Raw genomic sequence first — 23,985 nt, 5'->3', positions numbered from 1 at the left:
TCACCAGGACCGGGCCGCACGCAGCAGTCGGTCGCGGACGAGTGCGACGTGGTGGCGTTCGGGCGCGCCCGGACGTTGCGCGAGGAAGCCGGTGTTGATGGGCGGGTCCTCGCGGTCGAGGAGCGTCACGAGTTCGCCGGTGCCGAGCTCGCGGTCACAGAGGTAGCGGGGGAGCACGGTGACGCCGGCTCCGGCGACGACGGCCGCCAGGACTCCGCGCAGATCGGGGACGACCACCGCGGGTGACCTGGTCAGACGCGTACGGAAGACGTGGCGCCAGTACCTGCGGAGGATGGGCAGGTCCTCGGCGTAGGCGACCAGCGGGGCGTCGTCCAGAGGGCCGGTGTCGCCGGAGTCGACGGGTCCGATCCGGTCGGCCCACACGGGTGCGGCCACCAGTACGAATTCCTCGTCCATGAGCGGCACGGCGATCACGGAGCGCCCGCGTGGGCGGATCGCCGAGAGAACCAGGTCGAAACGCCCCGCGCGCAGGCCGTCGAGCAGATCGTCGGCCAGGCCCGTGGTGACCCGCAGCCGCACGCCCTGCTCGACCAGTGGCGCCAGGGCGGGCAGGATCCGCGTGCTCAGCACCTCGGCAGGGCCCCCGAGGTGCACCGGCTCGGAGGTCGCACCGCCTGGTCGTCCTCGTCCGGCCACCGCCGCAAGTTCGTCCAGGGGGCCGGCGACCTGCGCGGACAGTTCGTCGGCCACCGACGTGGCGACCACGCCCCGGGGCAGCCGCTCGAATAACTGGCGATCGAGCTGCGCCTCCAAGGCGCGTATCTGACTCGTCACCGTCGGCTGGGACAGCCCCAGCATCGCGCCCGCCGCGGTGAAGGAGCCGGCGCGGTACACGGCCAGGAACGTCCGCAGCAGCATCAGATCCAGCGGCCCGTCGTCCGCCCGTCCCGCTGCGAGAGGATCTGAGGTATCAGATTCCCTATGGCTCATAGTGTCGATGCTATTGGTTTACCTATGGTTGGGCGACCTACGATCGGCGTCGTTCCCGCTGGCGAGCAGCAGAGCCTCGTCGGTTCGTCCCCTCTCGCCTCTATGCGAGGGGCCGCGGAGATGAGCACGAGTAAATGGCGAAGATTCTTTTTGTGATGACCGGCGCCCGCCACTGGACGCTGGCCGACGGAACCGAGCACCCGACCGGCTACTGGGCCGAAGAGTTCGTGGCTCCCTATCAGGCGTTCACCGCGGCCGGGCACGAGGTGGTCGTCGCCACCCCCCGGCGGTGTCGTGCCCACGGTCGACCGGGCGAGCCTCACCCCCGAGATCGTCGGCGGCCCGGACGTCGTCGCCGCGTTGACCACTGCGCTCCACGCCGCCGCCGAGCTCCGGCGTCCGATCACGCTGGAGAGCGCCGACCTGGCGGAATACGCCGCGGTCTTCTACCCCGGCGGTCACGGCCCGATGGAGGATCTGGCGGTCGACGCCGAGTCGGCTCGGCTCCTCGCCGGCGCTGTGGACGCGGGCAAGCCGGTGGGCGTGATGTGTCACGGCCTGGCGGCCCTCCTCGCCACCGAGCGTCCGGACGGGACCTCGCCCTTCACCGGCTACCGGGTCACCGGCTTCACCAAGGCGGAGGAGATCCAGGCCGGACTCGCCGAGCGGGCTAAGTGGATCTTGGAGGACCGGCTGGTCGCCCTGGGCACGCGGTTCTCCGCGGGCGAGCCGTGGGCGCCGCACGTGGTCGTCGACCGCAACGTCCACACCGGGCAGAACCCCGCCTCCTCCGCCCCACTGGCCGCTGAACTGCTCAAGGCGCTGAGCTGAGCCGACGGCCCGAACCCACGCCTGAGTGGCGGAACGAAACCTCATCGAAAGGTCGAAGACATGGCAACCATTCTCATCACGGGCGCGTCGGACGGGCTGGGCCGGGCGCTGGCGGAGGACCTCGCCGCCAGCGGCACGCACCGGCTGCTGCTCCATGGACGCGACGCCCGGCGACTCGCTGAGGTCGCCGAAGCGACCGGCGGCGAGACCTTCACGGCCGACTTCTCGTCCCTCGCCGATGCCCGGCGTCTCGCCGCGGAGATCGCCGAATCGCACGAGCGGCTGGACGTCCTCGTCAACAACGCCGGGATCGGGTTCCACGTGGAAGGAGCCACACGGGAGACGTCGGCCGACGGGCACGAACTGCGCTTCGCGGTCAACTACCTCGCGCCGGTGCTGCTGACCCGCGAACTGCTCCCACTGCTGCGCCGGTCCGCCCCCTCCCGGATCGTCAACGTCGCCTCGATCGGCCAGGCGCCGATCGACTTCGACGACCCGCAACTGGAGCGCGGATACACCGACGTCGCCGCGTACTGCAGGTCCAAGCTCGCCCTCATCGCCCACACCTTCGACCTCGCCGGGGAACTCGCCGGAAGCGGAGTCACGGTCAACAGCGTCCACCCCGCGACGTACATGCCGACCGCGATGTCGAGAAGATCGGGCATGGACGTCGTGGACACGCTGGAGCAGGGGGTGGCGGCCACCCGGCGCCTGGTGGACGACCCCGAACTGGCCGAGGTCACCGGCCGCTACTTCGACGGCGACAAGGACGCCCGCGCCTCCGAGGAGGCCTACGATCCGGACTACCGCCGGCGCCTCGCCGAACTGACGCGGAACCTGCTCGCGGGCCTCTGACCTCCCGTCGCACCGGCACACCGGCCCGGAAGACCCAGGGGAGGCCTCGTGCGGCGTGAGGCCCTCGAAGCGGACGACGGGATTTTGTCGGTCCCCGCGGAGACAATCGCCGCATGGAGAAGCCAACGATCGTATCGGCCGAAGAGTGGCAGTCGGCCCGCGATGAGCTGCTCAAGGCCGAGAAGGAGCTCACGCGCGCGCAGGACGCGCTCGCGGCGCGGCGTCGCCGCCTCCCGATGGTCAAGTTCGCCGATGGGTACGTCTTCGACACACCCGCCGGCCCCAAGACGCTGCTGGACCTGTTCGAGGGCCGGGGACAGCTGGTCGTCTACCAGTTCATGGACAACGGGCCCGACCACTACTGCCCGGGCTGCACCAAGTTCACGGACAACATCCCCGCGACCGCGCCGGCCAGCCTGGCCGAGCGCGGAATCACGTGGGTGAACGTGTCGAACATGCCGCTCGCCCAGATCGAGGCGTACAAGGCGCTGAGAGGCTGGACGGTCCCGTTCGTGTCGTCGCACGGGACGTCGTTCGCGGACGACTGCGGCGCCGGCCCCGGGTTCATGTTCAGCGTGTTCCTCCGCGACGGCGAGGACGTCTACCGGACGTACGGCACCACCTCGCGCGGCGTGGACCGGCTCGTCTTCGAGCACAGCATCTTGGATCTGACCCCCTACGGCAGGCAGGAGGACTGGGAGGACTCCCCGCCCGGCTGGCCCCAGCGGCCCACGTACGGATAGAGGTCCGCAAAGCCGCGGGGGACGGCGCGGTGCGACGCCGCGTCGTCCCCCGCGTCCCAACGCCGTCTTCAACGCCGTCCCAGGGGGGAGCCGGGGAGCCAGGGAAGACCGACGGATCCGCCGGAAACCCGCCCGGCTTCGCTAGAACCAGCCGGCTCTGTTAGAACCAGCTGGCTCTGTTAGAACCAGCCGCGGCGGCGGGCCATGGCGGCCAGACCGTCGCGCAACGACTGTTCCACCGCTCCGGGATGGTCGCCGTAGCGGACCGGGAATCGGTTGTAGACGTCGTGGCTGGAGGTGAGGAAGCCGGCCCGCGTATCGGCCTCCAGGATCACGTCCATCGAGTGCGGCCCGGCGATGAACGTCAGCTCGAGCTGGTTGAAGTGGCGGCGCCATTCCGGGCCGGCGTGGTACTCGATCTCCTGGTAGAAGGGCATCGACGAGCCGCGCAGCGTGCCGTTCTCCAGGTCGGCGCGGCTGAAGTGGAAGCCCATCCGGTCGAGGGCGGCGAGCAGGTGTCCCTGCTCGGGCAGCGGCTCGACGTACAGCGGGTCGAGGTCGCCCTTGTCGAGGGCCCCCGCGAGTGCGAGCTCGGTAGCGACCCCGAGGCGCATTCCGCGGAGTGGGTGCCCCCCGATCGCGCTGACGGGCGTCTCCCACGGCACCGGGATCGAGAACGGCAGGGACCGGGCCTCGCCCGCCTTGAGCTCGAACGGCCCGCTGACGCGGGATCTCAGGAAGGTGTAGGTGGCGTGGTGCTCGCTGTCACCGTGCTCGACCTCCACGACGGCGGTGAAGTCGACGGTGATCTCGTCGACCTTGTGGTCGTTGGAACCTCCCTGGAAACGCACCTCGCCCTGGAGGAGCCCGCCCGGGCGTACCCGCGGCGTGCTCAATACCGTGTCCACCTCGACGCCGGCCCCGAATGCGGCCATCAACTTCCGGAACACCATTCACCCCTCACTCGGCTTGTCGCCGCGGACAACGGACGGCGCCGCGATCGGGTTCCGGGCTCCTTCCGCGAGGGCGGTTTTCATCGTCCGCCTGAGCACTCCTCGGCGCGGACGAGCAGCGCGCGGCGCTCCGCTTTGCTGCGGACGGCGGCCGCCGCCTGCCGGAACAGGCCGGCGGCCCGGGCGTGGTCGCCGTGCCGGGCGGTGAGGTCCGCCTCCGCGGCGATCGCGAGGGGGTAGCCGTCCAGAGCGCCACTGGCGCGCGCCCGGGCCAGCAGCGCTAGTCCGGCGGCGGGTCCGTGCGCGTACCCGTGCGCCACGGCACGGTTCAGCTCGACCACGGGCGTGGGCTGGGTCCGGGCGAGCTCGTCGTAGCATCGCGCGATCGTCGGCCAGTCGACGGCGTCGGCGGTTGCCGCGGTGGCGTGGCAGGCGGCGATGCGCGCCTGCAGTGCGTAGGGACCGTCCGGCTCCGTTCCGGCCAGGACGCGGAGGCCCTCGGCGATCGCCGCGTGGTCCCAGCGGGACCGGTCCTGCTCGCCGAGCGTGAGCAGATTGCCGTCGGGATCGCGGCGGGCGTCACGACGCGAGTGCTGGAAGAGGAACAGGGCCAGCAACGCGGACACCTCGGACTGCTCGGGCATGAGGTGCCCGAGCAGCCGGGCCAGGCGTATCGCCTCCTCGGCGAACGCCGGCTCTCCGTCGGCGTTGTAGCCGTGGGTGAACAGCAGGTACAGCACGGAGAGGACGCCCGGCAGCCGCTCGGCGAGCGCCGGGCCGCTGGGCACCCGGTAGGGGATGCCGGCGTCGGCGATCCTCGTTTTGGCCCGGGTGAGGCGGCGGGTCATGGTCGACTCGCTCACGAGGAACGCGCGGGCGATGTCGCCGGTCGGCACCGCGCAGATCGTCCGCAGGGTCAGCGCGACACGTGCCTCGAGCGCGAGCGCGGGGTGGCAGCACGTGAAGATGAGCCGCAGACGGTCGTCCACGACCTCGTCGCCCGCTTCCGCGAGCGCGAAGGCGTCCGCAGCGGTGCTCGCATCCGCGGCCACGGATGCGAGCACCGCCAGGTCCCGCAGTTTGCGGCGCTCCACCGACGCGCGCCGCATCGTGTCGATCGCCCGGTTGCGGGCCACCGTCATGAGCCAGCCGCCCGGATTGGCGGGCAACCCCTCCTCGGGCCACCGCTGCACGGCGAGCGCCAGGGCCTCCTGCGCGCAGTCCTCGGCCAGCGTCCAGTCGCTGGTGACGCGGATCAGCGCGGCCACGATGCGGGGGTAGGCGCCGACGCCCGCCTCCGCGACGGCCGCGTCCGCCGTGATGTCCGAACCCGTCGAGCCCGTCGAGCCCGTCGAGCCCGTCGAGCCCGTCGAGCCCGCCAAGCCCGCCGCGCCCGCCGGCTCCGCTGTGACGTCCGATTCCGCCGCGGCGGACCGCATGTCGGTCACGCGCTCACTGTTCGGATCCGACGAGCGGACGAAGCTCCAGCCGTCCTCTCCGTGCCATGGGATGCGCCCGCGCGACCTCGATCGCCTCGTCCAGGTCGGCGCACTCGAGCAGGTCGAAGCCCACGATCACCTCCTTGGTCTCGGCGAACGGGCCGTCGGACACCAGCAGTCGCCCGTCGCGGACGCGGACGGTGGTGGCCGCGGTCGTCGGGGCCAGCTCACTGCCCTGCAGACGCCGGCCGAGGGCGTCGTTCTCAGCCACCCACTGGTCGATGTGGTCCTCCGCGACCATTTCGGGCTCGGAATCGGTGCAGACGAACATCATGTACTTCAACGCTGCGCTCCTTGGATTGACGTGATCGCACCATGGTGACGAACGGGGCGGCCGGTTCCGGACAGTTCTGTCGCGAGCGAATGTGGAAAATCTCGAGCGTCTACTGCGGCTCCACGGGCCGGTGTTCCACCCGGCATTTCGACACACCCGACTCCGAACGCTCGCACACGACGAAGGCCGCCGTTTCCGGCGCGCCCTCGGCCTCGCCGCCCGCTTCGCCAGATGCATCGCCGGCCGCGGCACCGGCCGGTCGGGACCGCCATGGCATGGTGGCCGTGCCTTCCAGCAACGCCTCGATCGTCTGGATCTCCGTGTTCCTGGGCTCCGGGTGATGTTCGTATCCCGCGCTGCCCAGCGCCAGCGCCACGGCCAGGCCGAGCAGGTTGATCTCGCTCGGGTGCTCGGGGACGCCGGAGTCTTCCGTGGGCTCGAGACGTATCCCTTCACCTGGTGACTCGACGATCCGCGCCGTGTACGTGCGCATGGGTCCGGCCTTCCTGTCGTCAGAAACCGCCTCCGGCGGCACGGATGTCCGTGCCGGGGATGAGTTCCGGGCTGTCATCGCTTTCCCGACGCCCCGACGATTATCGCGTCTCCCCGATCAGGAATCACATATGCCCTGGCCAGGGGCGGAAAGTTCTCGACGAAGGGCGGGTCGGTTCCTCGACGCCGACAGGCCTCCGGAGTCACCCGGAGGCCCCGCGGATCAGATCATCGGAACCGGCGCAGGCGGAGGCTGTTGCTCACCACGAAGACGCTGGACAACGCCATGGCCGCACCGGCGATCATGGGATTGAGCAGCCCGAGCGCGGCGAGCGGCAGGGCCGCCACGTTGTAGGCGAAGGCCCAGAACAGGTTGCTCCTGATCGTGCGCAGCGTCCGGCGCGACAGCCGGATCGCGTCGGCCGCCACTCGAAGGTCGCCGCGTACCAGCGTCAGGTCCGCGGCCTCGATGGCCACGTCGGTGCCCGTGCCCATGGCCAGGCCGAGGTCGGCCTGGGCGAGCGCGGCCGCGTCGTTGACGCCGTCGCCGACCATGGCTACCACCTTGCCCTCGGCCTGTAGCGCCCTGACGACGTCGGCCTTGCCGGCGGGCAGCACCTCCGCGGTGACCTCGGTGATGCCGACCTCGGCGGCGACGGACCGCGCGACGGTCTCGTTGTCGCCGGTCAGCAACACCGGAGTCAGCCCCAGTGCGCGCAACCGGGAGACGGCTTCGGCCGAGGTGGGCTTGACGACGTCGGCGACCGTGAGCACGGCACGCGCCTGGCCGTCCCAGCCGACGGCGACTGCCGTACGGCCGGCGTCCTGCGCGGCGTGCAGTGCCCGTTCCAGGTCGCCGGGGAGATGCTGGGACCACTCGGCGAGCAGCCGCGGCCGCCCGACGAGTACGGCGTGGCCGTCCACCACGCCCTGCACGCCCAGGCCCTCGACGTTGGCGAACTCCTCGGGAGCAGGCAGGTCGCCGACCCGCTCGACTGCGCCACGGGCGATCGCCTGGGCGATCGGGTGCTCGGAGGCGTTCTCCAGCGCCCCTGCCAGGCGCAGCACCTCATCGGCGTCCTCGCCGTCGGCGGTGACGACGTCGACCAGGGTCATCCTGCCCTCGGTGACGGTGCCCGTCTTGTCCAGGACGACGGTGTCGATCCTGCGCGTGGACTCCAGCACCTCGGGCCCCTTGATGAGGATGCCGAGCTGAGCTCCTCTGCCGGTGCCGACCAGCAGGGCGGTCGGGGTGGCCAGCCCGAGCGCGCACGGGCAGGCGATGATGAGCACGGCGACCGCGGCGCTGAAGGCCGCCCCGGCGCCCGCGCCGGTGCCGAGCCAGAAGCCCAGGGTGCCGACCGCCAGCGCGATCACGGCAGGCACGAAGACCGCCGAGATCCGGTCCGCGAGCCGCTGCACCCGGGCCTTGCCGGTCTGGGCCTCCTCCACGAGCCTGGCCATCTGGGCGAGCCGGGTGTCGGCGCCCACCCTCGTGGCGCGGACCACCAGCCGGCCGCCCGCGTTGACGGTCGCGCCGGTGACGGCGTCGCCCGGTCTGACCTCGACGGGTACGGACTCGCCGGTCAGCATGCTCGCGTCGACGGCCGAGGCGCCCTCTTCGATCACGCCGTCGGTGGCGATCTTCTCGCCCGGCCGTACGACGAAGAGGTCGGCCACGGCCAGCCGGTCGACGGGGATACGCGTCTCGGCACCGTCGCGGAGCACGGTGACGTCCTTGGCCCCCATCTCCAGCAGCGCCCGTAACGCGGCGCCCGCGCGGCGCTTGGACCGCGTCTCGAAGTAGCGGCCCGCCAGGAGGAAGGCCGTCACGCCCGCGGCGGCCTCCAGGTAGATGTCGCCCGTCCCGTCGCCGCGCGCGATGGTGAACTCGAACCCATGGGTCATGCCGGGAGTGCCGGCCGTACCGAGGAACAACGCCCACAGCGACCAGCCGAACGCGGCGATCGTGCCCAGTGACACCAGCGTGTCCATGGTGGCGGTGCCGTGTCGCAGGTTGGTCCACGCGGCCTTGTGGAAGGGCAGGCCCGCGTAGACCACGATCGGCGCCGCGAGCGTCAGCGAGAGCCACTGCCAGTACGTGAACTGCAGCGCCGGCACCATCGACATCGCGATCACGGGGACGGCCAGGACCACCGAGGTGATCAGCCGTGTCCGCAGTTGCCGGAGCTCGTCGGGCTCCCGCTCCGTGGCGTCGGGTCCCGCCTTGGTCGGGTCGGGCAGCCTGGCGGTGTACCCGGCCTTTTCGACTTCGGCGACGAGGCGCTGCGGATCGAGATCCCCGGGGAAGGTCACCTTGGCCTTCTCCGTGGCGTAGTTGACCGACGCGGTCACGCCCTCCAGCTTGTTGAGCTTGCGCTCGATTCTGGCGGCGCAGGACGCGCAGGTCATTCCGCCGATCGAGAGTTCGACGGCACCACCGGCGGCCGGCGGTCTGTCATGCGTGGTGGAGGTCATCACCACCCCTTTCCGCGTCCCGGGCGTCAGTGGCCGGAGTGCTCGTGATCGGCCCCGGCCGGTGTCGCGCCTGCCGGCGACGGGACGGCTCGGAGGGTGAAGGCGGCGGTGTGGACGGTTCCCCCGTGCTGGAAGTCGAGGAAGAGCCGGTAGTCGCCGCGGCTCGGCACCTCGGCGTTGAAGGTGATCGCCGGCCCGGGACGGGTCACGCCGTCACCCGGTTCGCCGTCCGGGTGCACGTGCAGGTACGCCAGGTCGCCCGCGCGCAACGCGACCAGGTGGCCATAGGCGCCCAGGTAGGGCTCCAGGTCGGTGACGGGCGCACCGTCCTTGCTGACCGTGAGCGTGAGCCTGCTGGACGTGCCCGGCGTCAGGTCGCCGTCGAGTTCGACGGTGTAGCCGTCGGCCTCGGCCGTACGGGTGGCGGGGGGCAGCGGCTGCGGGGTGTGGTCGCCAGGGGCGAACAGGTCGGTGCCGAGGGTGAGCCCTTCATGGCCTTCAGGGACGAAGTCGGCGAAGGCGCGATAGGCCCCGGCCTGGGGGAGCGACAGGGGGACCGACCAGACTCCGCCGCCGACCTCCGTGGGATGGAGGTGCTGGAACCAGCCCAGGTCGCGGTTCACCACGATGAAGTGCAGCTTCTTTTCGTGCGCGACCTGATAGCTGGTCACCGGCCGGCCGTCGGGTCCGGTCACGGTGAACCGGAACGCGGTGCGCTCGCCGGGGGCGAGCGTCGTCGTCTCCGGGGTGAGGGTGTAGCCGTCCTGGGACACCTGCAGGCCTGCCGGAACGGATTCCGCGGCCGGGCGGGCCGGTAAGGAGGGTGCGTGAGCACCGTGACCGTCCCCGGCCGGCGACGGGCCGACTGCGCCGACCGCGCCCACCGTGTTGCCGATCCCGAGGGCGGCGCTGAAGATCACCACGAGGCCGAGACCGTACGCGCCCAGCTTGGCCGGGGCGTTCACGACGGATCCGCCACTTCGTATCCGGCCTCGGCGACGGCGCTCCTGATCAGCGCCGCGTCGACGGGGGTCTCGCTCTCCACCGTCACCAGGCCCGTGCCGAGATCGACCTGGACACCGGAGACGCCGGGAATGCCCCCGACCTCCTCCTTGACCGAACTGACACAGTGACCGCAGGTCATGCCTTTGACGGTGTAGGTCGCGGTGGTCATATCGGAAATCTCCTAGCTCTATGTGTCTGCGTATCTGCGCTGTATCGATCAGGAACGGACGAGGCGGGCGATGGCGTCAGAGGCCTCCTTGACCTTGGCCTCGGCCTCCGCGCCTCCCTTGGCGACGGCGTCGGCGACGCAGTGCGCCAGATGCTCCTCGAGCAACTCCAGCGCGAAGGCCTGAAGCGCTCTGTTGGCGGCCGACACCTGGGTGAGGACGTCGATGCAGTACTTGTCCTCGTCGACCATCCGCTCCAGGCCGCGGACCTGGCCCTCGATGCGGCGCAGCCGCTTGAGGTGATCGTCCTTGCTGTGTGTGTATCCGGCCATCGCTCCACCTGGGAATCGGTTCGTTCCTTGGGCAACACCTTACCCCCCTAGGGTATTCCTGTGGGCGCGGCGGGTGGAGGAAGGGCACCGGGAACGACGAGCCGAGGGCCGTCTCACCCCACGCAGAGCTGGGGGGTCAGAGTCTCGTATGACCAGCGCTCCCACTGGTCGGGCGACCAGCCGCGGTCGCGGACGAACAGCAGATAGAGTTCCGGGCTGAGCAGGCCGAACAGCAGGTCGGCGGCGTGCTCGGCCGTCACGCCAGGGCGGATTCCCGGTTTGGTCACCAGCGACCGAGCGGCCGCCGCGTGGACGGTGAACCTCGGGTCGGCGTCCTGGTCCCACAGTTCGGCGATCCCGGGGTCGGCCGAGGCGGCGGCGCGCAGCATCTCGATGATCGGCGCTACTCGCTCCAGGATCCCCCGAGTGCCCCGGACATGGAGCCGCAACTGGGCGTCGGCGGTCTCCGCGGTGAGGGCCTCGTGGAACCACGGCCGATCCATCGTCGCGATCGGCTCGTGGTCTCCCGCGATCGACACGTCGATCAGCTTTTTGAGCAGCGCGCGCTTGTTGCCGAACGTGAAGTAGATCGTCTGCACGGCGACGCCTGCCTGGTCGGCGATCTCCTGAAGCGTCGTCGCGCCGTATCCATGCTGGACGAACAGCTCGCTCGCGGCCTCCAGCATGCGCCTGCGCGTCTCCTGCGCTTTCCGAGCCCGCTTGTCCTCGCCCTTGACCTGACCCATGGCTGTAGCTTAACTCTAGATATCAACACTAGAGTTCAACTCTAGTGACGTGCATGCGAAACACAGGAGGAGAGCTCATGCAGGCCATCGCCAACATCCGGCACGCGGAAGCGTGGAACGGCTGGGAAGGCGTCCACTGGGCGCAGAATCCCGCCCGTTACAACGCGATAGTCGCCGCCTTCAACGAGGACTTCTTCCGAGTCGCCGCGATCGACGAGAACGACCGCGTCCTCGACGTCGGCTGCGGGACGGGCCAGATCACGCTGCTGGCGGCACGCCAGGCGTCCCGAGGGAACGTCGTCGGCCTCGACATCTCGGCGCCGATGCTGGAGCGCGCCCGCGCCGACGCGGCGGAGCAGGGCGTCGCCAACGTCAGGTTCGAGCAGGGGGACGCCCAGGTTCACCACCTTCCCGACGGTGGCTTCGACGTCGCGATCAGCCGTGGCGGCGTCATGTTCTTCGGAGATCTGGTGGCCGCCTTCGTCAACATCCGTCGAGGGCTGCGACCAGGTGGGCGGCTCGCGTTCATGGGCCCGCAGGGCGGTACCCCCGACAGTGACTACGCCCGTGCCACCGCGGCACTGAAGCCGCTGATGCGCGGGCCGTCGCCCGCCGCGCGGGGGATGGGATCCCTGGTCGAGCCGGCCCGCATCCACGAGGTGCTCGGTGAGGCCGGGTTCGCCGATGTGAGTGTCACTCCAGTCGAGGCGCTGATGGACTACGGCAGCGACGCCGCCGACGCGGCGGAGTTCATCCTCAGTCAGGGACCGGTCCGCTTCAATCTGGAAGGGGTCGACCAGGCCGTCGTCGAACGGACGCGGGAGGAACTGCGAGCCGGGCTCGGGGCTTACGAGGCCTCAGAGGGCGTCCGCATCCCCGGCGCCGTCTGGCTGGTGAGCGCCGTCCGCACCTGAGTCCTCGGGCCGGGGCCGCTCACAGATCCACGGTCAGCTGAGCCTGGACGTGTGCCCGGACGACCCCCGCCATGTCCGTCGCCGAGTCGTCGAGCAGCCACTGAACCTGCAGGCCGTCCATGAGGGCGACGAGCTGGCGCCCCGCCGTAGGAGGGTCGATGCCGGGCCGCAGGATCCCCTCGTCGCGAGCCCGCGTGTAGGCCAGCTCGAAGGACGCCACGGACATGCGGTAGCGCTCGACGAAGTAGTCGTGGGCCGGATGCGCGGCCGACGTCGCCTCGGCGGACAACACGGAGAACAGCTCCACGATGCCCCGGCGTGTGGCGTTCAGCGCGACGAGGTCGACCAGGCGGCGAAGCGCCTCCAGGCCGGTGGCTCCGTCGGCCGCCAGCCACCGCCCGTCCACCTCGTCGCGGTGCTTGAGCACGGCGAGGAGCAGCGACTCCTTGGTGGGGAAGTGATGCAGCAGGCCGGGATGGGAGATGCCGCAGCGGGCCGCGATGTCGCGCAGGGAGGCGCCCCGGTAACCCACCTCGCCGAACGACGCCATGGCGCGGTCGATGATCTCGCGTCGCTTCGCACGGCCCTTCTCGTAGCCGTGCTGAGTTCCGCCGGTCACGGTCTCCGTCTCTTTCCACGCTAGATATCCAAGTCAGATACCTACCACTTGGTCGGTATTGAGCATAGTGTTCTGTGGGGCGGCCGATGTGGGCCGATCGGACACCCGGGGGTCTCCCGTTGGCACGCTATGACCAGCGCACCGTCAGGCGCGCCCGTTACGCGGTGGCCGTCGTGTTCTGCGTCCACGGCGCGGTGACCGGGTCCTTCGCGACCCGGGTCCCGTGGATCCAGGAACACGCCGGGCTCAGCGCGGGCCAACTGGGGATCGCGCTGGCCTTCCCGGCGATCGGCGCCGCCCTGTCGATGCCCCTCGCGGCCCGGGTGAGTCACCGCTTCGGCACCCGTGCGGCACAGCGCGGCCTGCTCATCATGTGGACGCTGGCCCTGATCCCGCCGTCGCTGGCGCCGGGCCTGCTGACGTTGTGCCTGGCGTTGTTCGTCTTCGGCGCGTCGGCGGGGATGTGCGATGTGGTGATGAACGCGCTGGGCGTCGACGTCGAAAGACGGCTCGACAAGTCGATCATGTCCGGGCTGCACGGCATGTGGAGCGTCGGCGCGTTGATCGGTTCCGCGGTGGGCACACTCGCCGCGCACCTCGAGGTGAGCGCCCAGATCCACCACGCCGTGGCGGCCGTAACCCTCATGGCGATCGGCCTCGCCGCCTGCCGATACGTGCTCGACCTGCGTCCTGACCAGGACGAGGAACCGCCTCCGCGGTTCACGCTTCCGCCCAGGTCGGCGCTGCTCATCGGGGCGGTCGCGTTCTGCGCCACGTTCGGCGAGGGCGCGAGCCTGGACTGGTCGGCGGTGTATCTGCGTGACGTCCTGACGGCCTCGGCCGGAGTGGCGGCCGCCACGACCACGGGATTCACGCTCACCATGGCCGTGGCCAGGATCGCCGGCGACGCCCTGGTCGACCGGTTCGGGTCGGTACGCACGGTGCGGGCCAGCGGTGTGATCGCCGCGGTCGGCGGCCTGCTGGTGATGGCCGCCCCGCATCCGCTGGTGGCGATGGCCGGCTTCGCGCTGCTGGGCGTGGGCATCGCGGTCGTCGTGCCGCTGGCGTTCGCCGCCGCGGGACGCAAGGGACCGAATCCGAGCCAGGCCATCGCGGGCGTCGCCACCGTCACCTACACCTCAGGCCTCATCGCCCCGTTCGTCATCGGGACGATCGCCGACGCGACCAGCCTCGTGGTGTCGTTCGGTGTGGTGACGGCGCTCGCGTTCGGGCTCGCCGTGTTCGCGGGCGTCCTGCGCACGGGTGATCGGCGGGCCGCCGGCGTGGTCCGGGCCGAGGCGTCCCCCGAGCCCACGCCCTGAGCGGTGGGGTGACGGGCCGGTCGACTCGCGGACGACCAGCCGTCCCGGATGGCGGATGACACCGGTCGTGCGGTGCCCGTCGAGGGCGGCGGACAGGTGTTCCACCGCGACGGCGCCCAGTTGCTCCAGGTTCAGGTCGATGGTGGTCAGCGGTGGCCGGCAGTCGGCCGCCAGAGTCTCCCAGTTGTCGTAACCCACCACCGCGACGTCGTCGGGGATGCGCCGCCCGAGGTTCGTCAGCGCCTCGCAGACGCCGTCGGCGATCTGGTCGTTGCCACAGAAGATCGCGTCCACGTCGGGGTCGGCGGTGACCAGCATGTGCGCCGCGTGCCGTCCCCAGCGGCGCGACCACTCGCCGTGCAAGGGCTCGCCGCCGGCCAGGTCCAGCCCGGAGTCGTGCAGCACCCGGCGCAGAGCGGCCGCCCGGTCACGCGCGGCGCGGTACAGCACCGGGCCCGTGATGTGCCCGACATGCCGCCTCTGCAGAGAGATGAGGTGTTCGGCGGCGAGGCGCGCGCCGCCCTCGTCGTCGGCGAGGATCGACAGGTCCCCGGGGTCGCCGGATTCCCCGTACACGTAGACCACGGGCACCGGGATGTCGCGGGTCAGAGACGGGCGCAGGTCGTTGCTCTCGCCGAGGATGATGAACCCGTCGACCTGCCGGGCCACCAGGGTGCGGATGTAGTGCTGCCGGCGGATGGAGTCGCCGCGGGCGTCGCAGAGCACCACCGACATCTCCTCGTTGCCCAGGGCGTTCTCCACGCCCAGCAGCACCGGCATGGAGAAGCGGCCGCCGAGCTCGTCGGTGAGCAGCCCGATGGTGCGGGTGCGGCCGGAGATCAGCCCGCGGGCGAGCGGGTTGGGGTGGAAGGCGAGCTCCGCGGCGGCGTGCCGTACACGCGACCGGGTCGCGTCGGCGACCTCGGGTTTTCCGTTGAGCGCCTTGGAGGCCGTCGAGACGGAGACCCCGGCCAGTTTGGCCACGTCAGCGAGGGTCACCGTTTCCGAACGACGTCGGCCCACCGAAAACCTTTCGAAAGCGTTTCACGATGCCGACTGAGTCGGTAGGGGCGCGTTGCCTGAGCTTATGTCGAAGATCTCCCTGACACAACACTTTGCCGCAGGGCCCTGGTTATTGAAATTTAACGTTGCCGAAAACCTTTTCGGAGTCGATCGTGAACGGAAGCGACGCATCCCGGGCGCGTCGGCACGAATCGCACCCCCGCTTTTCCACCCCCGACCGCACCTCTCGACCCTCCGCACCCCCCCGCCAGTCCACCCCCCGAAAGAGGTGACGCAATGCTGGTGCACGCCCGCTCCAGATCGAGAACATTGGTCATCCTGGCCCTGCTCTGCCTCGTCGCCGGCGCGATCGTGGCCCCAGGACGGCAAGCGTCCGCGGCCCAGACCATCGGATACCCGACCTTCACCGGTCCCGCCGTGCCGGCGCCACCCGTCGCCTACAACACCGGCAACATGATGCAGGCCATCTACGACTCCGAGAGCTCGGGCACGAACTTCTGGATCGACCGGTTGCTCAGCCGCTCCGGCAGCGATCCGTCCGACGCCGACGGCGGCATCCTGATGACCCGCGGCCGGGCGCTGTTCATGAAGACCCACAACCCCGGGACGCTCGGCTTCGCCGGCAACGTGGCCTACATCGAGAGCATCAGCAACCAGAGCGCGTTCACTGTGGCGATCACGCCCGGCACCTTCACCGAGCAGGTCTCCCAGCGCTGGCAGGCGCCCAGCTACTTCAAGAGCGTGCACACGAGCGGCTCGGTCCGCGTCGAGCAGACCAAGTTCATCACCCAGAACAACGTCGCCGTGGCGAACTTCTCGATCACCAACTCGGGCAGCTCGGCGACCACCCTGCAGTTGCGGGCCACCTCGCCGTACGCGACGTCCGGCAGCGGCAACGAGCTGACCGGCAGCCGCAACTCGTTCAACAACCTGACGACCCTCTCGACGCGCCTGTCCGGCGACGGGTTCACCGTCACCAGCGGCGGGCTCAACCGTTCGGTGACCGTCGGCGCGGGCGCCACCGTCACCGCCAAGATCGTGATGGGTTTCACCACCAACGAGATCCCCGAGTCGCTGACCGAGTACAACGCCTACAAGGGCTACACCAACGCCACCGCGTTCGCCACGCACGTCCGGGCGTACAACCTGTGGTGGGCGCAGAACATCCCGTACTTCGACTCGCCCGAGCCCGCCATCAAGAAGAACTACTACTACCGATGGTGGCTGATGAGGTTCAACAACCTCGACGCCAACCTGCCCGGCCAGACCTACCAGTTCCCCACCTCGGTCGAGGGCGCGCTCGGGTACAACAACGCCATCGCGCTCACCCAGCCGATGCACATCGACGATCTGAAGTACCTGCGCACCCCGCTCTACGCGTACGGCGACTGGCTCTCGGTCGGTCAGATCTCCAAGGGCGGCAGGTTCCTGGACAACCCCGGCGACCCGGCCAACTGGTCGAACAGCTACACCCAGTACATCGGGGAGGCGGCCTGGCGCAGCTACCAGATCCACGGCGGCCAGCCCGGGATCGCGGCCAACCTCGCGAAGTACGCCGAAGGCGACGCGAAGGGCCAGCTCAGCTTCTACGACCATGACAACAACGGCCTGATCGAATACGACTGGGGCGCGCTGACCGGCAACGACGCCGACGCCGTCTCGTTCCACTGGCGCAGCGGCAACCTCGACCGCACCGAGTCGGCGTATGTCTACAGCGGGGCGTTGGCGGCCGCCCAGGCGTACGACGCGATCGGCAACACCACCAAGGCGGCCGAGATGCGCACGCTCGCCACCCGCGTGCAGAACGCGGTGGTCAACGTGTTGTGGAACCCGACCGCGCGTGTGCTGCAGCACCGCCACGTGGCCACCAACGCGCTCGACCCGTGGAAGGAGATCAACAACTTCTATCCGTACTCGGTGGGGCTCATGCCCAACACGGCGACCTACCGCGAGGCGCTGCGGCTGTTCACCGACCCGGCCGAGTACCCGCTCTTCCCCTTCTACACGGCCAACCAGAAGGACAAGGCGGCCGCCGCGGCCGCGGGCAGCCCGGGCAGCAACAACTTCTCCACGATCAACTCCACCGTGCAGTTCCGGCTGTTCTCCTCAGCGCTGCGCAACTACCCGAGCTCCTACATCACCGCCACCGACTACAAGAAGCTCCTCTACTGGAACACCTGGGCCCAGTACGTCGGGGGCAACACCCAGTGGCCGGACGCCAACGAGTTCTGGGCCAACTGGAACGGCTCGTCCATCACCTACCGCTCGTGGATCCACCACAACATCCTCGGCAGCAGCAACTGGACGCTGATCGAGGACGTCGCCGGGCTGCGCCCCCGCAACGACAACAGGGTGGAGTTGTCGCCGATCAACATCGGCTGGTCCAACTTCGCGGTCAACAACATCAGGTACCGCAACGCCGACCTGTCCATCGTCTGGGACGACCCGGCCGACGGCGTGGTCAAGTACCCCGGAGTGCCGCAGGGCTACTCCATCTACATCAACGGCACCCGCGCCGCGACGGTGAACCAGCTCGTGCCGTTCGTGTGGAACCCCGACACCGGCGCGGTCACCTTCAGCGGCACCACCGGGACGGTCGCCTTCAGCACGGCGATCTCCGGGCTCCGGGCGCCGCAGCAGGTCGTCCAGTCCGACGCTCGCGTCGTCGACGAGCTCGCCAAGGCCGGAGTCGACCTCACCGCCAACCTGACCAACCTCGCCCAGGGCGCCACCGTGTCGGCCTCCTACACGGCCGGCGGCACCAGCACCGGCGGCGCGGTGGACGGTTACCCCGTCAACGAGCCCTACTGGGGCGCGGGCGGCTCGCCCAACGCCCAGGACTGGTACGAGGTGAACCTCGGCAGCGCCAAGACCCTCGACGAGGTCCGGCTCTACTTCAAGGACAGCCGTCCGGCCAGCGGCACCTACCGGCCGCCGTCCGCCTACCAGATCCAGTACCTCAGCGGCAGCACCTGGACCAACGCCGCGGCCCAGGTCAAGACGCCGAGCACCCCGCAGGGCAACTACAACGTGGTCCGGTTCACCCCGGTCAGCGCGCAGCGGGTGCGGGTGTTGATGACCAACGCGTCCGGCGCGAAGTCCGGCCTCACCGAAATCAAGATCTACGACCGCTGAGGTGACGGCGGTCCGACCCCCGTGGCGGAGGAGGTCCCCCTCCTCCGCCATTGCGGTCCCCGCTATCCGCCTTCCAGCCGAGCTGAGCGGCGGCGCGCGAGACGTCGAGCGCGCTGCGCTGGAGCATGGGTAGCGAGCCCAGGCCCGTGCGAGATCACTTTCGTGTCGTCAGGCGTGGTGACCCGGCATGTCGGCCGTGAAACGGAAGCCGAGGACGCCGGAGCAGGCAGGGTTCGCCGCGATGCGCCTGCCGGCGCGCACGCGGAAGTCCTTCCCAGAGGGTCCGAATCCCGGACGGACGGCGGCCCGGGGCGGGTTCGAAAGGCGAACCCGGCCCCGGGCCCCGGGCCGGTCGATCCGCGAACCGTGCGCGACAGGCTGCGCAAGTGACCTGTCACCGCGGCTCACGGAGACCGGCCGCTCAATCCGCGATGGCGCACGTCTCACGCCATCGCGACCCCCGGCCGGTGTGACCGATCACTCGGCCGTGCTCGCGGGGATCCAGACGCGCATGGTCGAGGGGCCCCTGTTCGCCCAGTCGTAGTACGGCGTCAGCGGCACCTCGGCCGAGGCGGCGAGGCGGGGGGCGGCGTCCGCGGCATCGGCCGTGTACGGAAGCTCCCACGCGGCCTCATCCCTCGAGGAGAGGTGCACATGCACGCCGTCCTGATCCGACCGGGGCGGCTTCGACACGTCGACGACCGCCGACTCCGTGCTCCAGCCACCGGGCAGGTCGACCGACTCAAGGGCGTGGACGACGGGGCCGCGCTGAACCGCGACGCAGCCCCTGACCGCGTCGACGCGGGGGTGCGGGAAGACGAACCGCGCCTCGATCGGCAACTCCAGCGTGATCGTGTCCCCCGGGACGAACACCCTGGTGACCGAGAAGACACCCGGCGCGGCCGCCTCCACGGACCCGTTCACCGACGCGCTCGCGCCGTCCGCCCACGAGGGGACGCGCAGCGAGAGCGTCCACGGGGTGCCCGGGGACTCCCGGATCGTGATCCTGATCGTGCCCTCGTGGGGGTACTCGGTCTCCACGTCGAGGCTGACCCGCCGGCCGTCCGCGAGGACCGTGTCGACCGACGCGCCGCCGTACTGGTGGACCTGCACGCCCTCGGCGTCCTTGGTCGCCCAGAGCGCGCCGAGGCTCGCCAGCGTCCTGGCCAGGTTGGTGGGGCAGCAGGACGCCTCGAACCACGCCTCGCGCCGGCTGCTCGCGCCTCTCAGGCACAGGCCGTCGGCGTTGACCGGCGCCGGAACGCTCACCGAGCGCTGGTGCAGCGTGTTGGCGTAGAAGAAGGACCGGCCGTCACGTGCGGGCGACGCCGCGAGGACGTTGTACAAAGTGCGCTCGATCAGATCGGCGTACCGGCTCTTCCCGGTGGCCAGCAGCAGCCGCCAGCTGAACATGATGGAGGCGACGCCCGCGCACGTCTCGCAATAGGAACGGTCGGGAGGCAGGACGTAGTCGAGGCCGAACGCCTCGTCGTTGTGGTGGGATCCCATGCCGCCCGTGACGTAGCTGCGGGTCGCGACGGTGTTGGCCCACTGGGTCTCGAGAACGTGCAGCAGCTCGGTGTCGCCGGTCTCCACGGCGACGTCCGTGGCGCCCGCCGCCAGGTAGAGGGCCCGCACGACGTGGCCGCGCAGCACGGTGGCCTCGCGAACCGGCATGTCGTCCTGCGCGTAGGCGCTGCCGTACTCGATGCGGGGGAGCGTTCCAGCGCCGCGCCGTTCGATGAACAGCGCCGCCTGGTCCAGGTAACGGCGCTCACCGGTGAGCCGGTAGAGCTCGACCAGGCCGAGCTCGATCTCGGCGTGGCCGCACACCGTGCGCAGCCCGTTCTCCCCGAACATCACGCAGACGTGGTCGGCCACCGCCCTTGCCACCTGCAGGTATTTGGCGTTGGCGCCCGCCCGCGCGTTGGCGACCGCCGACTGCAGAAGATGGCCGAAACAGTAGAGCTCGTGCCCCCAGGAGAGGTCCGAGTACCGGGGGCGCTGCCAGGCCCGGCCGAACTGCGTGTGCAGGTAGCCGTCGGCGTCCTGCGCCGCCGCCAGCCGGTCGACGAGCCCGTCGAGCGCGGCGTCGAGCCCGTCGAGCGCGGTGTCGAGGCCGGCGTCGAGGTCCGCCGACGGGCCGTTACGCGCCCGATCCCAGGAGATCGCCTCGATGATCTTGTAGATCTCGGAGTCGGCGAACTGCATGCCCCGATGCTCGTACGGCCGGCCGGAGGCGGCGTCGTCGAAGTTCCCCGCCCAGCCCGCACGCTCCAGCCAGTGGAGCGCGTGCGGGATGATCGCGTCGTGGTTGAGTTCCTGGCGCTCCCCCCAGAATCCTCCGGCGAGACGTGATTCATCAAGACCGAGCGGGGTGAACACCCCGCCGCGCGGGACGACGGGGGCGACAGGGGAGGTGTGTCTTTCGACGATGCCAGTCACATTTGTCCTTTTCAGAGTTCTCATGCGAAGGGAAGCCGCTAGCCGCGCAGCGCGCCTGACATGAATCCGCGCACGTAGTAGCGCTGAAGCACGATGAACAGGAGCAGACAGGGAATGGCCATGACCATGACCCCGGCTTCGAGCATCCCGTAGTCGATCGCCCCGAACGTGCGCTGCGTCATGCTCCAGACGGCGACCGGGAGCGGGAAGCTGGCCCCGTCGTTGAGCAGGATCAGCGGGGCGAGGAAGTCGTTCCACGAAGCGAGGAAGGCGAACAGCCCGACGGTGACCAGACCAGGCCGGACCGCAGGGAGAAGGATCAGGGTGAAGGCGCGGAACGTGCCGCATCCGTCGACCAGCGCCGACTCGTCCAGCTCCCGCGGCACCGCCTCGAACGAGTTGCGCATCATGTAGAGCGCGAACGGCAGCTGGAACATGACGAAGACGAGGCTGAGCCCGACCAGGGAGTTCTGCAGGCCGATCTTGCCCAGCAGCACGTAGAGCGGGATGAGGATCGTCGCGTACGGAACCATGAGGATGGCGAGCGTCGCCAGGAACAGCAGGTTCTTGCCGGGGAAGGCGAACCTGGCGAAGGCGTAGCCGCCCAGCGCCGAGACCACCAGCGTCCCCGCGACCGTCATCGTGGACACCAGCAGGCTGTTGGTCAGATAGGAGGTCAGGCCCTCGCCGAAGCCGGCCATCCTCGAGTAGTTGCCGAAGCCGTACCCGTTGGTCTGGCCGCTGCCCGGCTGCCCCTTCAGGGACGACCACCCACTCCAGACCAGCGGGAACAGGAACAGCACGGCGAGCGCCGACGTGGCGGAATACGAGCCGGTGCGCCTCATTTGTCGCCTCCCCTGAGGACCCGCAACTGCAGGGCGTTCAGCGCGACCAGTGCCGCCAGCAGCACGACGGACAGCGCCGCGGCTCCGCCGAGGTCGAAGCGGAAGAACGCGTTGCGGTAGATGACCATGACCATCGACACCGTGCTGTTGTCGGGGCCGCCGTTGGTGAAGATGAAGAACTGGTCGAAGGCCAGCAGCGAGCCGGTGATGCTCAGGATCAGCATCAGCGCGATCGTGGGGCGCAGCAGGGGCAGGGTGATCTTGGTGAAGGTCTGCCACCTGGTGGCGCCGTCGGTCCTGGCCGCCTCGTAGACCTGGACCGGGATCGCCTGCAGGCCGGTGAGCAGGATCAGCATGTTGAACCCGGCGAACCGCCACAGGACCAGCGCGATGGTGGAGAACAGCGCCATGTTCGGCGTGCCGATCCACTTCACGTCCATGAACCCGAGCGGTCCGAAGTCCGGATTGAGCATGCCGTAGAACAGCAGGGAGGCCGCCGCGAATCCGACCGCGCCCGGGAGGAAGAAGGCCGTGCGGAAGAAGGCGACCCCCGGCCGGCGGTTCTGCACGAGCAGGGCCAGGCCGAGCGCGACCGCCGACAGCAGGACCGTGATGATCACGGTGTACTTCAGCGTGAACCACACCGAGTCCACGAACAACGGGTCGTCGGAGATCTTGGTGTAGTTGTCCGGGGCGTTGAACCTCGCCTGGCCCAGCAGCGGCCACTTGTTCAGCGACATCCAGACGACGAGCGCGAGCGGGGCGAGGAACAGCACTCCGACGATGAGGGCGGTCGGAGCCGCGTAGAGCAGCCCGATGTACTTGCGGGAGCGGGGACGGCCACGGGCGTGGGCCGCGCGGGCCGCGACCTCGTCGAGGTCACGGCCCGCGCGGGGCGAGGCGAGTCGCGTCATGACTGGGCGAGCGACTTGTCGACGGCGACGTTGAGCTCGGCCAGCTTGGCGGGGTCACCGAAGACGGCCTCCCGCGCGAAGCGCAGCCACGGACCCTGGGGGTCGTTGAAGGTCTGGCCGAAGCGCAGGGCGTACGGCGTCTGCCCCTTGGCGACCAGGGAGTTGATCAGGACCACCCTGGGGTCGGCCGCGGAGTACTTGTTGCTGGCGAGGTCGGTCCTGGCCAGCACGTCCTTGTTCTTGGCGAGGACCTCGACCTGGGCCTCGTCGCCGACCGTCCAGGACAGGAAGTCCCAGGCCGCGTCCGCGTTCTTGGTGGTGGCGGAGATGCCGATCGAGTCGCCGCCGACGAACGTGGACTGGCCGCCGTCGGGCCCGGCGATCGGGGCGACGCCGATCTTCATGTCAGCCGGCATGGAGCCGAGCGTCGTGGACGGCATGGGCATCACGCCGATCTCCCCCTTGGGGAAGAAGCCCGTCCAGGTCGCCCCCTGCTCCTCCTTCGTGGTCGGCCCGCTGATGCCCTTGTCGTACAGGTCCTTGTAGATCTTGAAGACGTCGGTCATCGGCGGCTGGTTCACCAGCGACTTGGTGCCCTGCTCGTTCATGACCTGGCCGCCGGCCGCCCAGACCGAAGGCCAGAAGGTGAAGACGTAGCAGCCGCCGCAGTTGCCGCCGAAGAAGGTGCCGTGGACCTTGCCGTCCTTGCCGAGCTTCTCCTGGACCGTGGTCGCCTGGGCGGCGAACTCCTTGAGGGTCGTCGGGCCCTTCTCCGGGTCGAGCCCGGCCTTCTCGTAGAGATCCTTGTTCCAGAACCACACCGACAGGTCGAGGGTGTGCGGAAGGGTGTACATCCGGTTCTCGTACGTCCCGAGCTTCATGTGCGAGGCGGCGAGCGAGTCCTTGAAGGGCAGCTTCGCGATCCGGTCGGTGATGTCCAGGTACAGCCCCTGCGACGTGTAGTTCGGCACGAAGATCACGTCGGCGGCGAAGATGTCGGGGAGCTGCCCGGCGCCGGCCGCGGCGGCGATGCGCGGCTGGTAGTTGTCGATCGGGATCACGGTCAGCTTGACCTGGTTCTTGTGGGTCTTGTTGTAGGCGTCCACGAGCCGCTGGCTCTGGGCCTGTGTGGCCGCGCGGGTCCACATCGTGATCGTCGTCCCGCTGTCGGGGGCGCCGGACGCACCGCCCTCCGTCTTGTCGCCGCCACAGGCGGCCAGCGCTGTCACCAAGAGCCCAGCGGCTATCGCCGCCGAAAACCTTTTTGCCATGTCCTGCTCCTTGCACTTCTGGGGGGTTGCCGTCCGTCACGGCGGCCGATGCCCGGTGTTCGCGCCCCAACCAAGCAACTGCTTGCGATCTCACCGGTGTGAAGCAAAATAAAAGGTTTTCGGAAACGTAAACGTCATCTGATGCGCTGTCAATGGGCGCGGCGGCGCCGC

At 69.8% G+C, this 23,985-nt stretch carries 21 protein-coding genes and 1 pseudogene; 6 read left to right on the top strand and 16 right to left on the bottom strand.

Annotated features, from left to right (window positions below):
- Positions 1 to 951, bottom strand: a complete 951-nt coding sequence (locus tag Pph01_RS03070) for a LysR family transcriptional regulator (RefSeq protein WP_204071372.1) — start codon at positions 949 to 951, stop codon at positions 1 to 3.
- Positions 952 to 1,245: 294 nt separating this feature from the next.
- Between Pph01_RS03070 and Pph01_RS03065 the strand changes: the two genes are divergently transcribed.
- The 3 genes from Pph01_RS03065 (at position 1,246) to Pph01_RS03055 (ending at position 3,380) form a co-directional block, all read left to right on the top strand.
- Positions 1,246 to 1,782: a type 1 glutamine amidotransferase domain-containing protein gene (locus Pph01_RS03065; RefSeq protein WP_373315619.1), complete on the top strand. Its 537-nt coding sequence runs from the start codon at positions 1,246 to 1,248 to the stop codon at positions 1,780 to 1,782.
- Between the two features lie 60 nt (positions 1,783 to 1,842).
- Positions 1,843 to 2,637 (top strand): SDR family NAD(P)-dependent oxidoreductase, encoded by a 795-nt coding sequence (locus Pph01_RS03060; protein WP_204071371.1) that lies wholly within the window; start codon positions 1,843 to 1,845, stop codon positions 2,635 to 2,637.
- Between the two features lie 113 nt (positions 2,638 to 2,750).
- Complete coding sequence (locus tag Pph01_RS03055) at positions 2,751 to 3,380, top strand: DUF899 domain-containing protein (protein ID WP_204071370.1); 630 nt, start codon at positions 2,751 to 2,753, stop codon at positions 3,378 to 3,380.
- Between the two features lie 179 nt (positions 3,381 to 3,559).
- Here the strand turns inward: Pph01_RS03055 and Pph01_RS03050 are convergent, their stop codons facing one another.
- The 9 genes from Pph01_RS03050 to Pph01_RS03010 form a co-directional block, all read right to left on the bottom strand.
- Positions 3,560 to 4,333, bottom strand: coding sequence for a sporulation protein (locus Pph01_RS03050; RefSeq protein WP_204071369.1), 774 nt, complete (start codon positions 4,331 to 4,333; stop codon positions 3,560 to 3,562).
- A gap of 80 nt (positions 4,334 to 4,413) precedes the next feature.
- Positions 4,414 to 5,772, bottom strand: a complete 1,359-nt coding sequence (locus tag Pph01_RS03045) for an RNA polymerase sigma factor (RefSeq protein WP_239116447.1) — start codon at positions 5,770 to 5,772, stop codon at positions 4,414 to 4,416.
- A 13-nt stretch (positions 5,773 to 5,785) separates the two neighbouring features.
- Positions 5,786 to 6,106: a YciI family protein gene (locus Pph01_RS03040; protein ID WP_239116446.1), complete on the bottom strand. Its 321-nt coding sequence runs from the start codon at positions 6,104 to 6,106 to the stop codon at positions 5,786 to 5,788.
- Between the two features lie 109 nt (positions 6,107 to 6,215).
- Complete coding sequence (locus tag Pph01_RS03035) at positions 6,216 to 6,599, bottom strand: hypothetical protein (RefSeq protein WP_204071367.1); 384 nt, start codon at positions 6,597 to 6,599, stop codon at positions 6,216 to 6,218.
- A 227-nt stretch (positions 6,600 to 6,826) separates the two neighbouring features.
- Entirely contained in the window at positions 6,827 to 9,076 is a 2,250-nt protein-coding gene (locus Pph01_RS03030; RefSeq protein ID WP_204071366.1) for a heavy metal translocating P-type ATPase, read from the bottom strand.
- Positions 9,077 to 9,102: 26 nt separating this feature from the next.
- Positions 9,103 to 10,041, bottom strand: a complete 939-nt coding sequence (locus Pph01_RS03025; protein ID WP_204071365.1) for a DUF8832 domain-containing protein — start codon at positions 10,039 to 10,041, stop codon at positions 9,103 to 9,105.
- A complete protein-coding gene (locus tag Pph01_RS03020; protein WP_204071364.1) occupies positions 10,038 to 10,250 on the bottom strand; it encodes a heavy-metal-associated domain-containing protein in 213 nt (70 codons plus the stop codon). Before Pph01_RS03020 ends, Pph01_RS03025 begins: the two co-directional genes overlap by 4 nt.
- A 48-nt stretch (positions 10,251 to 10,298) precedes the next feature.
- Positions 10,299 to 10,580 carry a metal-sensitive transcriptional regulator gene (locus tag Pph01_RS03015; RefSeq protein WP_204071363.1) on the bottom strand — a complete coding sequence of 94 codons (282 nt, stop codon included), beginning with the start codon at positions 10,578 to 10,580 and terminating at the stop codon, positions 10,299 to 10,301.
- 113 nt (positions 10,581 to 10,693) lie between these two features.
- Complete coding sequence (locus Pph01_RS03010) at positions 10,694 to 11,326, bottom strand: TetR/AcrR family transcriptional regulator (RefSeq protein WP_204071362.1); 633 nt, start codon at positions 11,324 to 11,326, stop codon at positions 10,694 to 10,696.
- Between the two features lie 53 nt (positions 11,327 to 11,379).
- On the opposite strand from Pph01_RS03010, the gene Pph01_RS03005 reads away from it, so the two are divergent.
- A complete protein-coding gene (locus Pph01_RS03005; RefSeq protein ID WP_239116397.1) occupies positions 11,380 to 12,240 on the top strand; it encodes a class I SAM-dependent methyltransferase in 861 nt (286 codons plus the stop codon).
- Positions 12,241 to 12,259: 19 nt separating this feature from the next.
- Here Pph01_RS03005 and Pph01_RS03000 read toward each other — a convergent pair whose 3' ends face one another.
- Positions 12,260 to 12,859, bottom strand: coding sequence for a TetR/AcrR family transcriptional regulator (locus Pph01_RS03000; RefSeq protein WP_239116396.1), 600 nt, complete (start codon positions 12,857 to 12,859; stop codon positions 12,260 to 12,262).
- 119 nt (positions 12,860 to 12,978) lie between these two features.
- Between Pph01_RS03000 and Pph01_RS02995 the strand changes: the two genes are divergently transcribed.
- Positions 12,979 to 14,181, top strand: a complete 1,203-nt coding sequence (locus tag Pph01_RS02995; protein WP_204071361.1) for an MFS transporter — start codon at positions 12,979 to 12,981, stop codon at positions 14,179 to 14,181.
- A gap of 30 nt (positions 14,182 to 14,211) precedes the next feature.
- Here the strand turns inward: Pph01_RS02995 and Pph01_RS02990 are convergent.
- A pseudogene (locus Pph01_RS02990) lies at positions 14,212 to 15,165 on the bottom strand (LacI family DNA-binding transcriptional regulator); the annotation flags it as partial.
- A 315-nt stretch (positions 15,166 to 15,480) separates the two neighbouring features.
- Here Pph01_RS02990 and Pph01_RS02985 point away from each other — a divergent pair.
- Positions 15,481 to 18,339: a discoidin domain-containing protein gene (locus Pph01_RS02985; protein ID WP_204071360.1), complete on the top strand. Its 2,859-nt coding sequence runs from the start codon at positions 15,481 to 15,483 to the stop codon at positions 18,337 to 18,339.
- Between the two features lie 477 nt (positions 18,340 to 18,816).
- On the opposite strand, the gene Pph01_RS02980 is transcribed toward Pph01_RS02985, so the two are convergent.
- Genes Pph01_RS02980 through Pph01_RS02965 form a run of 4 tightly spaced genes read right to left on the bottom strand, consistent with a single transcriptional unit; the run spans position 18,817 to position 23,814 of the window.
- The gene (locus Pph01_RS02980) at positions 18,817 to 20,784 is read right to left on the bottom strand and encodes a glycoside hydrolase family 127 protein (RefSeq protein WP_239116395.1); all 1,968 of its coding nucleotides are present in this window, start codon (positions 20,782 to 20,784) and stop codon (positions 18,817 to 18,819) included.
- A gap of 38 nt (positions 20,785 to 20,822) precedes the next feature.
- Entirely contained in the window at positions 20,823 to 21,629 is an 807-nt protein-coding gene (locus tag Pph01_RS02975) for a carbohydrate ABC transporter permease (RefSeq protein ID WP_204071358.1), read from the bottom strand.
- Positions 21,626 to 22,543, bottom strand: coding sequence for a carbohydrate ABC transporter permease (locus tag Pph01_RS02970; protein WP_204071357.1), 918 nt, complete (start codon positions 22,541 to 22,543; stop codon positions 21,626 to 21,628). Before Pph01_RS02970 ends, Pph01_RS02975 begins: the two co-directional genes overlap by 4 nt.
- Positions 22,540 to 23,814 carry an ABC transporter substrate-binding protein gene (locus Pph01_RS02965; RefSeq protein WP_204071356.1) on the bottom strand — a complete coding sequence of 425 codons (1,275 nt, stop codon included), beginning with the start codon at positions 23,812 to 23,814 and terminating at the stop codon, positions 22,540 to 22,542. Before Pph01_RS02965 ends, Pph01_RS02970 begins: the two co-directional genes overlap by 4 nt.
- Positions 23,815 to 23,985: the final 171 nt, after the last annotated feature.

This window comes from Planotetraspora phitsanulokensis, assembly GCF_016863295.1.
GTDB classification, from domain to species: domain Bacteria; phylum Actinomycetota; class Actinomycetes; order Streptosporangiales; family Streptosporangiaceae; genus Planotetraspora; species Planotetraspora phitsanulokensis.
Note: the sequence above shows the minus strand (reverse complement) of the source record. Positions and strands in the feature narration are given on the sequence as shown.

Coding starts and splice junctions, on each gene's coding strand:
- Pph01_RS03035 (WP_204071367.1), bottom strand. CDS start 6,599: ATGCGCACGTACACGGCGCGGATCGTCGAGTCACCAGGTGAAGGGATA.
- Pph01_RS03010 (WP_204071362.1), bottom strand. CDS start 11,326: ATGGGTCAGGTCAAGGGCGAGGACAAGCGGGCTCGGAAAGCGCAGGAG.
- Pph01_RS03030 (WP_204071366.1), bottom strand. CDS start 9,076: ATGACCTCCACCACGCATGACAGACCGCCGGCCGCCGGTGGTGCCGTC.
- Pph01_RS03005 (WP_239116397.1), top strand. CDS start 11,380: ATGCGAAACACAGGAGGAGAGCTCATGCAGGCCATCGCCAACATCCGG.
- Pph01_RS03055 (WP_204071370.1), top strand. CDS start 2,751: ATGGAGAAGCCAACGATCGTATCGGCCGAAGAGTGGCAGTCGGCCCGC.
- Pph01_RS03050 (WP_204071369.1), bottom strand. CDS start 4,333: ATGGTGTTCCGGAAGTTGATGGCCGCATTCGGGGCCGGCGTCGAGGTG.
- Pph01_RS02970 (WP_204071357.1), bottom strand. CDS start 22,543: ATGACGCGACTCGCCTCGCCCCGCGCGGGCCGTGACCTCGACGAGGTC.
- Pph01_RS02975 (WP_204071358.1), bottom strand. CDS start 21,629: ATGAGGCGCACCGGCTCGTATTCCGCCACGTCGGCGCTCGCCGTGCTG.
- Pph01_RS03015 (WP_204071363.1), bottom strand. CDS start 10,580: ATGGCCGGATACACACACAGCAAGGACGATCACCTCAAGCGGCTGCGC.
- Pph01_RS03045 (WP_239116447.1), bottom strand. CDS start 5,772: ATGCGGTCCGCCGCGGCGGAATCGGACGTCACAGCGGAGCCGGCGGGC.
- Pph01_RS02985 (WP_204071360.1), top strand. CDS start 15,481: ATGCTGGTGCACGCCCGCTCCAGATCGAGAACATTGGTCATCCTGGCC.
- Pph01_RS03040 (WP_239116446.1), bottom strand. CDS start 6,106: ATGATGTTCGTCTGCACCGATTCCGAGCCCGAAATGGTCGCGGAGGAC.
- Pph01_RS03020 (WP_204071364.1), bottom strand. CDS start 10,250: ATGACCACCGCGACCTACACCGTCAAAGGCATGACCTGCGGTCACTGT.
- Pph01_RS03070 (WP_204071372.1), bottom strand. CDS start 951: ATGAGCCATAGGGAATCTGATACCTCAGATCCTCTCGCAGCGGGACGG.
- Pph01_RS03060 (WP_204071371.1), top strand. CDS start 1,843: ATGGCAACCATTCTCATCACGGGCGCGTCGGACGGGCTGGGCCGGGCG.
- Pph01_RS02965 (WP_204071356.1), bottom strand. CDS start 23,814: ATGGCAAAAAGGTTTTCGGCGGCGATAGCCGCTGGGCTCTTGGTGACA.